Here is a 13,362-nt window from a genome sequence, read left to right as displayed (position 1 = left end):
AGGCCATGGCGCTGATCACCTATCTCACCACCATTCGCTTCGGCTTCGGCTTCGGCGAGGCGGACGCGCTCGGCGATGAGATCGCAGCGCTCGGTATCCGTCGGCCGATGCTCGTTACCGACCGCGGCATTGTCGCGGCCGGCCTGGCGGCGCGCGTGACCGCCTCGCTCGGCACTGCGCCGGTGGTGTTCGACGCGACGCCGCCGAATCCGACCGAGCGTGCGACGCAGCAGGCGCTCGCACGCTATCGTGAGGCCGGATGCGACGGCCTCGTCGCGCTCGGCGGCGGCTCGCCGATCGATCTCGCCAAGGCGGTGGCGCTGCTCGCCAGCCATGAAGGCCCGCTCGCGCAATACGCCGCGATCGACGGCGGTGTCGCGCGGATCACCGCCGCCGTCGCGCCGGTGATCGCGATTCCGACCACCGCCGGCACCGGAAGCGAGGTTGGCCGCGCTGCCCTCATCACGCTCGAGGACGGCCGCAAGGTCGGCCTGATCAGTCCGCATCTGATCCCGGCGCGGGCCATCTGCGATCCGTTGCTGACGCTCGGCCTGCCACCGGCGTTGACGGCCGCGACCGGCATGGACGCATTGTCGCATTGCGTCGAGACCTATCTGTCGCCGCGCTTCAATCCGCCGGCGGATGCGATCGCCCTCGATGGCGCGGCGCGCATCGTCGGCCATCTCAAGCATGCCGTGACGGCGGGCGACGACCGCGACGCCCGCGCCGAAGTGATGATGGGCGCGCTGCAGGGCGGCCTGTGCTTCCAGAAGGGGCTTGGCGCGGTGCACGGGTTGTCGCACGCGCTTGGCAGCCTCGCGTCGCCGAGCCTGCATCACGGCACACTCAATGCCGTGCTGATGCCTGCCGTGATGCGCTACAATGGCCCAGTGATCGCGGTCAAGCTGCCGCGGCTGCGGCTGGCGCTCGGTCTGGCTGATGATGCCGACGTCGCCGCGTTCTTCGCTGCGCTCAATGCCGAGCTCAATCTGCCGCGCGGCCTGCGTGCCATGGGTGTGCCGGCCTCGGTACTGGACGACATGGCGGAGAAGGCGGCGAGGGATCATTCCACCGCCACCAATCCGCGTCCTGTGGATGCCGACGGCTACCGCGCCATTTTCCAGGCGGCTTGGGAGTGAGTTGACCGCAGCGATGATTCTGGCCGGCGATGCCGAACGGCTGCTTCGATGCAGCTTGCGTGTCGATTTTATCTTTCGAGTTTTCAAACCGCTGGTCCGGGAAGATCGGGCTAGAAGGTCACGGTGACGACGATGGTGTCGGCGTAGGCTCCTGGAGGGGGCGAGATTTGCGGTGGAACGCGCCCGTAGACTGAAACGCTCTGGTTCAACGCTGTTCCTGTGCCAAGCACGCAGGTATTGGCGCCAGACGTGCAGGTCGTGGCGGATGTCGTACTCGTCCAGGCGCCGGTCCGCGCCGCGTCCGTATAAAGATTATAGTTGATGAAGCTGGAGCTAGCCTGCATGCGCCGCTGGCTGCCGCTTGCGTGTAGTCCGTTGTCGAGGCCGATCGAGTAGGGGGTCGTATTGGTGCACTTCACCGAAATCGTCCCAACGCCGTCAATATTCGACGTCAACAGCGAAGCGTTACCGAAGTTGAGCGGCGTGGTCGAAACAATGCAATTTCCGGCGATTGTCGCCGTCCATGGTGAGGAGCCTGCATTTGTCGTCGTTCCCGGGTTCGACGAACAATTCGGGCTTGTAAGAAGATAGGCCGCGTAGGCGACGACCGGAGAGGTCGTACTCCAGACGTAGGTCCCAGGTATTGTTGCCTGCTGATTGGCAAGGAAGCGCCCATAGACGGTCAGACTTTGTTGCGCGGGCCCACCCAAAAGAGGAAGGCTGAGATTGATGCTGACGCCACCGGAGCCATACGCGGTGGTTCCGTATCCCCAGGATCCCCAGACCTGCGTGCGCCCGGAATCCAAATAGAGCTCGTGTATTGCCGTATTCGCTCCACTTCCCAGCGATCGAACCGAGCTGCTGCTGTTGGGCGCCCCCTGGTTGAATTGCACACACGCATTGACCGTACAGCCGAGCGCACAGCCGCTGCATGTAACGGTAAATGTCGAGGTCGTATCGACGGCGCCGCCCGCCAGAATGTCGACAGATCCATAGTTGCCGGACGCCGAGGTAACGGAGCAGCTTTGGGCGTGGGCCGAAAACGATGCCGCAAATTGCAGGAGCAAGGCGACGAGCAATGTTCGCTTTGAGCCGATGACCACGATTTCGATCTCACAATGCGCGTTGGTCGGAATGGATGATCGAGGAGATTGATGTACGAAGACACTGTTTACGTATGAATGACTGCATCATCGGCACGCGACGCCAGGAATCCGGACCTGTTCGCCTGGCCTTGGAACAAACGCGAACGTTGCGTGGCAGCGCACGTCGGCTAACTCGATTTCGGCTTCGTTCATCGACGATAGCCCCTTGATATAGGCTTGTCCGTCGTAGCCGACGACAAACCCGCCTCCGCCGGTCATGTGGCCGACGGCCCCGGCCGGCAGAACGCGATTGTCAGGCCCGACAAAGGTAACCAGCGCAGCCATCGTCTCCTTGCGGACGTCGAATCTGACGAGCATCCCGGCGCGATCAGCCGGAGCGACGATGTCGTGCGTCGTTGCTGCTTCGTCGTCGACCGGAAGGTTCGTCGGGTCGATCGCAATCTTGTTCTTCTGGTAGGACCGGAGCGTCGGGATCAGCAGCATGCCGCTGGAATCGGTGACACCCGCCCGGCGGTTCTCGCTGAGGACCTCGACATCCGGCACGCCAGTCGCGACCACCGCGAAACTGTCGTCGATCCAGTTCGAAAGGAAAACGCCACCTCCCATGGTCGTGATCGACCCACGCAATTCCAGTGACCCCACGCTGCCGGATCCGGCCTGGCTTGCGCCTGCCTGGATGGTGCCGTAGCTCGACCTGTAGGAAGCTGTGGCCTCCCGGTACCTCGATGATCCCTCGGAATCGTGGACGCGCCAGCCATAGCTGCCGGGCTCCGGCCCAAGCGACTTGACGGCATCAACGCTACCGGTTGTACCGCTCCGTCCGCTGGAAACCCCGGTCGTGATCGAAGCTGAGTCGCCAAAAGGGATGCTCAAACCGGCAAACACGCCGGTATTCTTCTTGGAGCGGAAATCGTGGAAGACGGTGGAGAATATCGACGCATTGTAGGGCAACGAACGCGAGTAAGAGGCCGTCACGATATTGGAACGATGGCCTGAGTCATCGCGTAGACCGACAAAGCTTGCACTCAGGCTGGCCCGGGGGTCGAACGGCATCGGAGCGCTGAAAGTGATGCGATCGAGTGCGACAGGCGCACGGGCGCTGCCATAGATGCCGGTCACATAAGCAAACGAGTTCGACAACGGGGCGATACTGCCGGGCAGGTAGTTGAACAGACCGTTCAGGTTTTGCAGGCCGCCGTTCAACGTCACGATGTTTTGCAATCGTGCGGTCGCCGAGGCAAGGTCGTCATAGGTGCCGAAGGTGTGTTGCGAACTCGCCGAAATGCTCACGCCGAAGAGCCGGGTCTCATAGGAAGCGTAGCTCTGCAGACCGCGGTTCGTGCCGCTTCCGCTGCCGGCCAGGGCCACGGCGGCGACACCGATCGTCCCGGTCCTGAAGATACCACCGATGCCACCGTTGATCACGCCGGCTCCGCCTTCGACGTGTGCCTCCGCCGTCACGCCGTCGTAGATACCTCGTCGCAGGGTTGCAGAGCCGACCGGCGAGCCGACGTAGACGTCGCTGCTCGAGCCGTAGGACAGCCGCGGCAATCCGCCCTCCACCGACCAACTGCTCAGCCCGGGCGCAAGCAGGCTCGAGGTCGCATAGAACGGCGCCGACGTCTGGATTTCGTGACCTGCCGAATCCCGCACCACGAGTTGCGTCGTACCGGCGCCGGAAATCAGCGGTACGTTGTTCACGCTGAAAGGGCCGGACGCGACGTCCTGAGAAAATGTCTTGATGTTGTTGACATAGACATCGACGGTTGACGGCACTGCCGCGCTACCGCCGATGGTCGCGAGCGGCGCAGTGATGAGGTCGGGCCGCAGGGTAAAATCGCGTTGAGCCTGGAGGCCACCGATCCTGATCGGCCGTGACCAGGCCAGTCCGCCGTTGATCGTATCCCCAGCAACGTAGCCGATCATCCGGTCCTGGTCGGAATACTGGAAAGACGAATTCAGTCGTGTCGCCTGCGCAGGCTGCTGCGGACCAGTGCGGACGATCGCCGACTGTTCGGCGGTGCCGTAAGGCGAAAACGCCCGAGCATCGAGCAAGAGCGATGTGTTACCGAGCCCGATCAATCTCGGGGTCGCTGCGTTGCTGGTTGAACTCAACAGGTCATAATTCAGTACCGCACCGGGATCGGCCCGCGCCCTTGGCAGGTTCCCGCTGGAGCCGCCTGCGTCAAAGAGCTGCGGCTTGCGTCCGGCTTCGTCGACGGCAATGAATATCCGCTGTGTTCTCTCCTCATATCGATACTTTAGGGTCGGGATATCATCCAGTGCGATGATCTCGCCCGGTCGATGCGACGGGCCCGGTTGCAGGCCGAGGCTTTCGAGTTCCTCTACCGTTCCGCCGATACGACCGTCGTCGAACCGTACGAATGATCCGATTGTTCGGGCGGGCATGGAATTGATCACGACATCGAGTTGCAGATTTGTCTGGTTTTCCCCCGCGCGCGAACGCCCGACACAGAGGACCATGCCGAGGAGTGCTAGGATGGACACAAGCGCGGAGCCTCGTCTACCGCCGAGTCGGCGACTCAATAACCGCATGAGTCTGGCCCTTGTCCGTTTCCGCCGTGACGGAGATGGATCCGCCAGATCCAAAGCCGCGAGGATATTTCGGCGTGGCCCAACTCATGGAGGAATGTCCGAGGACATAGCCGAGGAGACCGTTGCCAAAGGACAAGGTAGCTCCCGATGAATCCTTAAGCCGCAGGTTTGCGATGCGTAGCCGCTCGTCGCCGGCATTGCTGGTCACGACGGTTAGTTGGCCAGCTTCGGTACGGAGCGCCCAGTTAACTTGTGGCCGACTGAACTCGCGGCTACGAAAAAATGCCGGGATCGACTGTCGTACCAAAAGATTGACGCTGCGACCCTGGCTGCCGCCCGCTCGCGGCAATTGGTCGACGATGACACGATAGCTTTCTTCGCCATTGACCGGCTGTTTCGACACCCGCACAACCCGCACGACGTAGTCTGAATGAGGTGCCATCCTGACGGCCGGAGGTGATGCCACCACATCGGTTGTCGGTTCAAGACTCTCCTTGCCGTCGGACTGCGACCAGCGAAGCACGCGGGTCTGGACCTCGACGTCGGCATCTTCGTCATTGCGTAGCGTCAGGGAAGCCGCCGCCGCCGGTGCATTCAGTTCCAGGAGAACGGGTTCAACGCGAAGCGCGGTGGCATGGGCAACCTCCATGAATGCCAGGCTTGCAGCAAACGCGGCCAGTAGAGTCGAATTTTGATGCATCGCGATGCCCAATCGATTTCAAAATCGTGCGCCAAGAAGGCGTTTCGTCGATACGCAGATGCAACGGAACAGCGGGCCGCTGCCGCGGCCCCTTCTTCAATAGGTGATGGTCATGACCACCGTGTCCGTGTAGGTGCCGGTGCTCGGTGCGGTGCCGGTAGCGGGAACGGTGCCGTAAATGTTGACCGTCTGCGCCGATCCGTTACCGGTGCCGAGAAAGCAGCCGTTCGTGGTCGTGCAGGTGGTGCTGCTGGTAGCCGTGGTCCAGGGGTTGGTATGGGCTGAATCAGTATAGAGATTGTAGTTGATAAAATTCCCGGCATTCGTCATCCGCCGCTGGCTGCCGGACACATTTGCTCCGTTGTCCATGGCGATGGAGTACGGGCTGCCATTGGTGCAGGTGACCGAGACGGTTGTGCTGCCCGACTGCAAGGTGGTCGCGAGCGTTGTTCCGGACACGCTCCCGAAATTGAGCGTCGCAGCGTTGATTGTGCAAGCCGCCGTGATGGTGATCTGAACGGTCAAGTTTGCGGTCGATGTGCCGGCCTGGGCGAACGTTTGATAACTGGATGCCACGGCAACGAAGAGTGCGACCGCTCCCATTCGCGAAGCCTGCCCGATTCGTCGCTTCAGCAATGGTCCACGGTCGTCGCGAATGCGAATCGTTCGACAAGAATCGCAAGCCCGGCAGGCCGCTCTCGTGGTCAGCCGGCAAACTTCTTCGATATCTTCCAATGAATTCTTTTTCATCGCCAATTGTGCCCGAACACGCAGGCCGTCGTCGTCAACCAAAAAATCAAAATTGGGTAAATTTTGCATGAGCGAAAGCTTCGCCATGCCTGATCGAACTATCGAGAACTATGGCCCCATCAAAAGCTATAATGGCTGGCAAAGTCGGCCGTCGGATTCGGGGCCACGCCGGCTCTGGCCGCGCTTGGGCTTAGCCTCTGAACTCATTGGTGGGCCCGGCAGGACTCGAACCTGCAACCAGACCGTTATGAGCGGCCGGCTCTAACCATTGAGCTACAGGCCCCGCCGCCTTGCGGGCCGCGAGGCGCGGCCGGCAACGGTGCGGGCTCCGTTTACAGGGTGCGTGGGGTTTCGGCAATGCCGCCGCGAGGCCCCGGCGCCGCCGCACCATCGGCAGTTAGTCCACCGAGACGCCGGCGAACTCAACCACCTTGCGCCATTTCTCGGTCTCGTCGGTCACCAGTCTGCCGAATTCGGCCGGGGTCATCGGCTTCGGGATGCCGCCGACCTCGGCGAGCCGCGCCACCAGCTTGGGGTCCTTCAGGGCCTCGCCGACCGCCTTGTTGAGGGTATCGATGACTTCCGGCGGGGTGCCCTTCGGCGCCGATATGCCGTAGAAGCCGACCGCCTCGAAGCCCGGCACGGTCTCGGCGATCGCCGGCACGTCGGGCACGCCGGGCCAGCGCTGCGGCGAGGTGACGCCGAGCGCGCGCACGCTGCCGCCGCGCGACTGCTCGAGCGCCGACGGCAGGTTGTCGAAGATCAGCTGCACCTTGTTGGAGATGATGTCGGGGAAGGCGATCGCGGATCCCCGATACGGCACGTGCTGCATGTCGCATTTGGTCATCGCCTTGAACAGCTCGGCCGACATGTGCACCGAGGTGCCGTTGCCGGACGAGGCGTAGGCGATCTTGCCCGGATTGGCCTTGCAGTAGTCGATGAATTCCTGAACCGTCTTCACCGGCATCGCGTTCGAGACCACCAGCATGTTGGTGAGCTGCATGATGCTGGCGACCGGAGTGGTGTCGCGCAGGAAGTCGTAGGGCAGCTTCTTGTAGAGCGAGGTCGAGATCGCATTGTTCGGCGCGACGAACAACAGCGTGTAGCCATCCGCCGGCGAGTTGATCGCAGCAGCGGCTGCGATGTTGCCGCCGGAGCCGGCGCGATTCTCGACCACGAATTGCTGGCCGAGATGATCCGACAGCCACTGGCTCATGATGCGCGCCACGATGTCGACCGGGCCGCCTGCGGCAAAGCCGATCAGCCAACGCACCGGACGGTTCGGATAGTCGGATGCGGAGGAGGGGGCAATCGAGGAAAGGCAGAAAATCAAACCAAGCAACGCGGCACGTGCGAACCGGAACATCGTCTCTCCCGTCATTTTCTTGTGACTGTTGCCTTCATGGTTTCACAAAACGCTGGCTTTGCCTACGACCACGCCCGTGCGACCATAGTCGCGCTCACGTGCAATGCTTGAGGCTCGGGATGAAATTCGCTGTTATGATTTGCGCCGGCGCGCTGCTGCTCGCGGGCGGCGCGGCGGCGCAAGAGGGGAGCAAGACCATTTCCAAGACCACGATCAGTTTCGCCACGGCGACGCCGGGTGGCGGCTTTCCGCTCTATGGCAACGCCTTCGCCGAGGTGATGAACGCGGCCGATGCGACGCTGTCGATCGAGCCGCGCAACACCAAGGGCTCCAACGAGAACATTCCACTGCTCGAGGCCGGCAGCGTCGATATCGCAACCGTTGCCGGCGAGCCGTCCTACGAGGCCTTCATGGGCATCGGCCGGCCGAAGGCGACCAGGCTGAAGATCCTCACTGCGATGTATTCGAGCCCGGGCATGTTCGTGGTGCGGGCCGACAGCCCCTACAAGACGATCCAGGACCTGGTCGGCCAGCCCGTCGCGTTCGGCGCCAAGGGCTCCGGCCTGCCGATCCTGTCGCGCTACATCCTCGACGGCATCGGGTTGAAGCAGGACGAGGACTTCAGGTCGATCTATCTCGATCGTGCCGGCGATGGGCCTGCGATGGTCGAGGACGGCCGCGCCGCGGCGCTTTGGGGCGCCGGCATCGGCTGGCCCGGTTTCAGCAAGATGGCCGAGAGCACGACCGGCGCGCGCTTCATCGCGCCGACCGCGGACGAGATCGCCCGCATCCGTGCCAAGCACATCTTCCTCAAGCCGCTGACGATCCCGGCCAGCAGCTACCCGAAGCAGACCGCGGCAATTTCCTCGGTCGGCTCCTGGAGCTACATCCTGGTGCGAGAGAGCCTGCCCGACGATGTCGCCTACCGGCTTGCGAAGACGTTGCACGGCGTCGAGGCTGACTTCTGCAAGAAGCTTGCCCAAGCTTGCGAGACCACGGCAGCGAACACCGTCGCCGCTGCGCCCGATATCAACCTGATCCACCCCGGCGTGCTGAAGTATTTCAGGGAGATCGGGGTGGCGAAATGATCTCTGCATGGGCGCGTCGTCGCGTCTATGCAGAGGTCATTCCGGGGCGCGCGAAGCGCGAACCCGGAATCTCGAGATTCCGGGTTCGATGCTGACGCATCGCCCCGGAATGACGAGCTTCGGTCGTCACTTCTTGATCATCGAACACGCCGGGTCCGGCGGGCCGAACGCGTCTTCGCCCGAGATCTTGGCCAGGATCTTGTAATAATCCCACGGATACTTCGACTCGGCCGGGGTCTTGACCTGCACCAGCCAGAGATCGTGCACCATCAGGTTGTCCTCGCGCAGTTTGCCGTTGCGGGCGAAGAAATCCTCGACCGGCTTCTCGCGCATCTTGGCCGCAACCTTGAGCGGATCGTCGGTGCCGCTGTCCTTGATCGCGTTCAGATAGGCGGTCACGGAGGAATAGACGCCGGCCTGCCACATCGTCGGCATCCGGTTCATCTTGGCGAAATAGCGCTTCGACCATTCCCGGGTCTTGTCGTCCATGTCCCAGTAGAACGAGGTGGTCAGCAACAGGCCCTGCGCGGCCGACAGTCCGATCGAGTGGATGTCGGTGATCAGCGCCAGCAGCGCCGCCATCTGCTGCCCGCCGGCGAAGACACCGAATTCGGCGGCGGTCTTGATCTCGTTGGTGTTGTTCGGCGGTCCGCCGGCAATGCCGATGATCTTGGCCTTCGAGGCTTGGGCCTGCAGAATGAAGGACGACAGATCGGGCGTCGCAAACGGCGGCCGCACCGCGCCGAGCACCTTGCCGCCGTTCTTGGTCACGATCGCGGAGGCGTCCTTCTCCAGCGAATGGCCGAACGCATAGTCGTCGGTGATGAAGAACCAGCTGTCGCCGCCGCGCTTCACCACCTCCCGGGCGGTGCCGACCGCGAGCGCGCGGGTGTCGAACACCCACTGCATCGCGTAGGGCGAGCAGAACTTGCCGTGGAAATCGGTCGCGCCGGTCGAATGCGTGATGAACAGCTTCTTCTTCTCATTGGCGATGTTCTGCACCGCGAGCCCGACCGCCGACACCGGCACGTCGACGATCAGATCGACCTGATCGACGTCATACCAGCGCCGGGCGATGGTCGCGCCGATGTCCGGCTTGAGCTGGTGATCGCCGACGATCACCGAGATGGGCTTGTCGAGCACCTTGCCGCCGAAATCGTCGACCGCCATCTGCGCGGCCGTGACCGAGCCCCGTCCGGTCGGCGTCGAGGCCGGGCCGTTCATGTCGGTCAGCACGCCGATCTTGACGATGTCGTCGGATACCTGTGCCGATACGGCCGAGGAGGCCAGCAGCGCGGCTGCGAGCGTCCCGAACATGGCTAGTCTGGTGGCGATCATTCTGTCTCCCTCCTGAATTGGCGCATTGGCCATTTTGTTTGTGCCGGGCCTCCGGGACCCGGTCATATTGGTTTCTTTTGCAACTAGTTTGGGGTCCGCGTCAACGCGCCATCGGTCTAATGACGGAGGGTCGGACCGGCCCGAGGCGGTTTCTTTCGGGGCCGATTCAGTCCATAGCGGGCCATGGTCACCGCCCAGCGCCTTCCGGCTTCGCTCACCTCGCTCGATGCGGCGCTGGCCGCCGTGCTGCGTGACCTCGCACCGGTCCAGCCGGTCGAGCTCCCGCCGGCCGACGCCTTGCGCTGCGTTGCAGCCGAGATGCCGGCGCTGCGCGCATACCCGTTGCACGATGTCGCCGTCGCCGACGGCTGGGCGATGCGCGCCAATGATTTGGTCGGCGCGTCGTCCTATGCGCCGCTGCCGCTGGCCGGGCTGCCGGTCTGGGTGGCGGCCGGCGCGGCGATGCCCGATGGTACCGACTGCGTGGTCGATGCGAATGCCGTCGACACATCCGGTCCGCTGCCTCAGGTGCTCGCCGAAGCCATTCCGGGGCAGGGCGTCCGGCGTGCCGGCAGCGACATTGCCGCCGGGCGTGCCGTGATGCCGGCGGGAGAACCGCTGCTGCCGCGCAGTCTGCTGCTCGCACGCGCGGCCGGACTGGAGCTGTTGCGCGTCCGGCGGCCTCGGCTTCGCATCGTCAACATCTGCAACGGTCAGCTGACCGCGCAACTGGTCGCCGACATCGCGCGCCTCGCGGGCGCCGAGGTCGTCTATGCCGAGGCGACGCCCGACGTGACGGCAATTGCAGATGCACTCGAGACCGCCGGCTGCGACCTGATCATCACGATCGGTGGCACCGGCGTTGGTCACACCGATGCGGGGGTGAATGCGCTGGCGAGGTGCGGCACGTTGCTCGCGCACGGCATTGCTCTACAGCCCGGGCGCACCGCAGCGGTCGGCCGGATCGATGCGACGCCGGTCGTTGCGTTGCCGGGGGCGCCGGATCAGGCTTTCGCGGCGTGGTGGGCGATTGCGCTTCCCGTGCTCGACCGCCTGTCGGGCCGACGGCCGCGTCAGACATTGGCGCTGCCGCTGGAACGCAAGATCGCCTCCGGCGTCGGTATCGCTGAGGTCGTGCTGCTGACGCGTCAGCAAGGTCCTCAGCAGGATTTTTGGACCCCGCTTGCGATCGGCGACCTGTCGCTCGATGCCATTGCGCGTGCCGAAGGCCTGCTGATCGTGCCCGGCACAGCGGAGGGCTTCGCTGCGGGCACGGTTGTCGATGCCTATATGTTGCGGGAGTGAGTTCCCGAGATGACCAATATTTTCACGCCGAAACCCAACCCATCCGTCGAGCAGGACCAGTTCCTGACCATCCTGTCGCGCGAGGAGGCGATCGCGCGCTTCGAGGCGGCGCTGTTCCCGCGCCAATTGCAATCCGAGACGCGGCTGCTCGCCGACGCGCTCGGCCGTGCGCTGGCGGAGGACGTGGTGGCGCCGGTCGACGTGCCGCCATTCGATCGCTCCAATGTCGACGGCTTTGCCGTGCGCTCGGCCGATCTCGCAAGCGCAGGCGAGGGCGCGCCGGTGCACCTTGCGCTGAATGACGAGATCATTTCGTGCGGCACCGCGCCGTCCCGACCGGTGCTCCCGGGCACCGCGACCGCGATTGCGACCGGCGGTCCAGTGCCGCGCGGCGCGGACGCGATCGTGATGGTCGAGCACACCCAGCCCGTCGGTCATGCTGCGATCGAGGCCCGCCGCGCGGCGTCGCCCGGGCAGTTCGTGTCCTATGCCGGCTCCGACATCGCGCGCGGCGAGGCGCTGTTGCGCGCGGGAACGATCATCGGGTCGCGCGAGATCGGCATGCTCGCGGCCTGCGGCATCGCCGAGGTCGCGGTGGTGCGGCGTCCGCGTGTTGCGATCCTCTCGACCGGCGACGAACTGGTGCAGCCCGGTGAGACGTTGCGGCCGGCCGCGATCTACGACACCAATGGTGCGATCGTCACCGCGGCGATTGCCGAGAACGGCGCTGACGCGTCGTTCCTCGGCGCGATCGCTGACAATGAGGCGATGCTCGAGGCCGCGATGCGCAAGGCGCTGGCGGACAGCGACATGCTGGTGCTGTCGGGCGGCACCTCCAAGGGCGCAGGCGACGTCTCGCACCGGATCATTGCCCGGCTCGGCAAGCCCGGCATCATCGCGCATGGCGTGGCGCTGAAGCCGGGCAAGCCGCTGTGCCTTGCGGTCTGCGACGGCAAGCCGGTGGTCATCCTGCCGGGCTTTCCGACCTCGGCGATGTTCACCTTCCACGACATGATCGTGCCGGTGCTGCGGCGGATGGCCGGGCTGCCGCCGCGGTCGGATGCCAAGGTGGCGGCGAAGGTGCCGGTGCGGATCGCCTCCGAGCTCGGGCGTACCGAGTTCGTGATGGTGTCGCTGGTCGAAGGCGCCGACGGCCTGATCGCCTATCCCGGCGGCAAGAGCTCGGGCGCGATCACTTCGTTTGCGCAGGCTGACGGCTTCCTGAAGATCGAGGCGCTCGCCGACCAGCTGCCGGCCGGCAGCGACGCCGAGGTGACGCTGTTCACGCCGCATGTGCGGGTGCCCGATCTCGTCATCGTCGGCAGCCATTGTACCGGACTCGATCTCGTCACCGCGCCGCTGGCGCATGCGGGCCTTGTGGTGCGTTCGATCGCGGTCGGCAGTCTCGGTGGGCTCGCCGCCGCCAGGCGCGGCGAATGCGATCTCGCTCCGATCCATCTGTTCGACGACAAGACCGAGACCTACAACACGCCGTATCTGGCCGACGGTCTCGAGCTCGTGCCGGGCTGGCGGCGTATGCAGGGCATCGTGTTCCGCAAAGACGACACGCGCTTTGCCGGCTTGAGCGCAGAAGCGGCGGTGCGCGCCGCGCTCGCCGATCCCGCCTGCATCATGGTCAACCGCAACCAGGGTGCCGGCACCCGCATCCTGATCGATCGGTTGCTGGCGGGCAGCCGGCCCCACGGCTACTGGAATCAGCCGCGCTCGCACAATGCGGTCGCGGCCGCGGTGGCGCAGCATCGCGCCGACTGGGGCATGACCATCGCACCGGTCGCCAGCGCGTCCGGGCTCGGTTTCATTCCGCTGGCCGAAGAGCATTACGACTTCGCGCTGGTCACAGTGCGCAAGCAGCGGCCCGCGGTGCAGGCCTTTCTCGACGCGCTGGCATCGGATAGAGGCCGCGCCGCGTTGACGGAGGCGGGGTTCAGGCCGGCGTAGCCGGTCCGCGCCAGCTCCACCGCTGTCGTCCTGGCGAAGGCCAGGACGACGATGA

General features: G+C 64.4%; 10 protein-coding genes and 1 tRNA gene. 4 read left to right on the top strand and 7 right to left on the bottom strand.

The window, feature by feature from the left end; genetic code table 11:
* The first annotated feature begins 5 nt into the window (after nt 1-5).
* Nucleotides 6-1,139 carry an iron-containing alcohol dehydrogenase gene (locus ACE103_RS32260; protein WP_375776336.1) on the top strand — a complete coding sequence of 378 codons (1,134 nt, stop codon included), beginning with the start codon at nt 6-8 and terminating at the stop codon, nt 1,137-1,139.
* A 110-nt stretch (nt 1,140-1,249) separates the two neighbouring features.
* Here the strand turns inward: ACE103_RS32260 and ACE103_RS32255 are convergent, their stop codons facing one another.
* The 6 genes from ACE103_RS32255 to ACE103_RS32230 form a co-directional block, all read right to left on the bottom strand.
* Entirely contained in the window at nt 1,250-2,242 is a 993-nt protein-coding gene (locus ACE103_RS32255; RefSeq protein WP_375776335.1) for a spore coat protein U domain-containing protein, read from the bottom strand.
* 87 nt (nt 2,243-2,329) lie between these two features.
* Nucleotides 2,330-4,729 carry a fimbria/pilus outer membrane usher protein gene (locus ACE103_RS32250; RefSeq protein ID WP_375776334.1) on the bottom strand — a complete coding sequence of 800 codons (2,400 nt, stop codon included), beginning with the start codon at nt 4,727-4,729 and terminating at the stop codon, nt 2,330-2,332.
* Between the two features lie 40 nt (nt 4,730-4,769).
* Nucleotides 4,770-5,513 carry a molecular chaperone gene (locus ACE103_RS32245; RefSeq protein ID WP_375776333.1) on the bottom strand — a complete coding sequence of 248 codons (744 nt, stop codon included), beginning with the start codon at nt 5,511-5,513 and terminating at the stop codon, nt 4,770-4,772.
* Between the two features lie 84 nt (nt 5,514-5,597).
* Nucleotides 5,598-6,338, bottom strand: a complete 741-nt coding sequence (locus ACE103_RS32240) for a spore coat U domain-containing protein (protein WP_375776332.1) — start codon at nt 6,336-6,338, stop codon at nt 5,598-5,600.
* A gap of 120 nt (nt 6,339-6,458) precedes the next feature.
* A tRNA-Ile gene (locus tag ACE103_RS32235) sits at nt 6,459-6,534 on the bottom strand.
* Between the two features lie 114 nt (nt 6,535-6,648).
* Nucleotides 6,649-7,617 carry a Bug family tripartite tricarboxylate transporter substrate binding protein gene (locus ACE103_RS32230; protein WP_375776331.1) on the bottom strand — a complete coding sequence of 323 codons (969 nt, stop codon included), beginning with the start codon at nt 7,615-7,617 and terminating at the stop codon, nt 6,649-6,651.
* 119 nt (nt 7,618-7,736) lie between these two features.
* On the opposite strand from ACE103_RS32230, the gene ACE103_RS32225 reads away from it, so the two are divergent.
* Entirely contained in the window at nt 7,737-8,705 is a 969-nt protein-coding gene (locus ACE103_RS32225; protein WP_375776330.1) for a TAXI family TRAP transporter solute-binding subunit, read from the top strand.
* 126 nt (nt 8,706-8,831) lie between these two features.
* On the opposite strand, the gene ACE103_RS32220 is transcribed toward ACE103_RS32225, so the two are convergent.
* A complete protein-coding gene (locus ACE103_RS32220) occupies nt 8,832-10,043 on the bottom strand; it encodes an ABC transporter substrate-binding protein (protein ID WP_375776329.1) in 1,212 nt (403 codons plus the stop codon).
* A 183-nt stretch (nt 10,044-10,226) separates the two neighbouring features.
* Between ACE103_RS32220 and ACE103_RS32215 the strand changes: the two genes are divergently transcribed.
* Together ACE103_RS32215 and ACE103_RS32210 are read left to right on the top strand one after the other, a co-directional pair.
* A complete protein-coding gene (locus ACE103_RS32215) occupies nt 10,227-11,348 on the top strand; it encodes a molybdopterin-binding protein (protein WP_375776328.1) in 1,122 nt (373 codons plus the stop codon).
* A gap of 9 nt (nt 11,349-11,357) precedes the next feature.
* The gene (locus ACE103_RS32210) at nt 11,358-13,307 is read left to right on the top strand and encodes a molybdopterin biosynthesis protein (RefSeq protein ID WP_375776327.1); all 1,950 of its coding nucleotides are present in this window, start codon (nt 11,358-11,360) and stop codon (nt 13,305-13,307) included.
* Nucleotides 13,308-13,362 lie beyond the last annotated feature (55 nt).

The sequence above is a fragment of the Bradyrhizobium sp. ma5 genome (assembly GCF_042258955.1).
Classification (GTDB): domain Bacteria; phylum Pseudomonadota; class Alphaproteobacteria; order Rhizobiales; family Xanthobacteraceae; genus Bradyrhizobium.
This window is presented reverse-complemented; position numbering and strand designations above follow the sequence as displayed.